The 1202-nt window shown below is 76.0% G+C and carries 1 protein-coding gene; it reads left to right on the top strand.

Annotated features, from left to right (window positions below; genetic code table 11):
• A partial coding sequence (locus AB0F68_RS35255) for a hypothetical protein (protein WP_357346234.1) occupies positions 1 to 1058 on the top strand: 1058 nt, incomplete at its 5' end.
• Positions 1059 to 1202: the final 144 nt, after the last annotated feature.

The following is a 1202-nucleotide window of genomic DNA, read 5'->3' as shown; positions in this document are numbered from 1 at the left end:
AAGCCGCCCTCGCGGCGCTCGCCGCCACGGAAGCCACCTTCGCGGCGCTCGCCACCGGCGAAGCCCTCACGGCGCTCGCCACCACGGAAGCCGCCGCCCTCGCGACGCTCACCGCCACGGAAGCCGCCTTCGCGGCGCTCACCGCCGCGGAAGCCGCCACCCTCACGGTCGCCACCGCGGAAGCCGCCCTCGCGGCGCTCGCCACCGCGGAAGCCACCCTCGCGGCGCTCGCCACCGCGGAAGCCACCTTCGCGGCGCTCACCGCCGCGGAAGCCGCCACCCTCACGGTCGCCACCGCGGAAACCGCCCTCGCGGCGCTCGCCACCGCGGAAGCCACCCTCGCGGCGCTCGCCACCGCGGAAGCCACCCTCGCGGCGCTCGCCACCGCGGAAGCCACCCTCGCGGCGCTCGCCACCGCGGAAGCCACCTTCGCGGCGCTCGCCGCCGGCGAAGCCCTCACGGCGCTCGCCACCACGGAAGCCGCCCTCGCGGCGCTCACCGCCACGGAAACCGCCACCCTCACGGTCGCCACCGCGGAAACCGCCCTCACGGCGCTCACCGCCACGGAAACCGCCACCCTCACGGTCGCCACCGCGGAAACCGCCCTCACGGCGCTCACCACCGGTGAAGCCCTCACGACGGTCCCCGCCACGGAAGCCGCCCTCACGGCGCTCACCACCGCGGAAGCCACCTTCGCGGCGCTCACCGCCACGGGAGCCGCCCTCGCGGTCGCCACCGCGGAATCCGCCCTCACGACGGTCCCCACCGGCGAAGCCCTCACGGCGCTCACCACTACGGAAGCCGCCCTCACGGCGCTCACCGCCGCGGAAGCCACCCTCACGGCGCTCACCACCGGCGGAGCCCTCGCGGCGGTCGCCGCCGCGGAAACCACCCTCACGGCGGTCGCCGGCGCGGGACGCGCCCCGCGGACCGCCCGAGCGGTCGTCGCGGTCGCCCCGGTACGACGGACGGTCGTCGCGGCGGGCGTCGCCGCGCCCCTGCCCACGCTCGGCGCGGTCCTCGTAACGACGGGGGCGATCCTCGCCCTGCGGTCCTGAACTCACAGGTACATCCTTCCTCATTGCGTCTCCAAGGACGCTAACGCAGTCGAGGGCCGACCCTGCTGGGGCGGCCCTCGACTGGAAGATTGTCCGGCGGTGTCCTACTCTCCCACACCCTCCCGAGTGCAGTACCATCGGCGC

Origin of the sequence: Micromonospora sp. NPDC023966, assembly GCF_040639095.1 — a bacterium.
Lineage (GTDB): Bacteria > Actinomycetota > Actinomycetes > Mycobacteriales > Micromonosporaceae > Micromonospora.
Note: the sequence above shows the minus strand (reverse complement) of the source record. Positions and strands in the feature narration are given on the sequence as shown.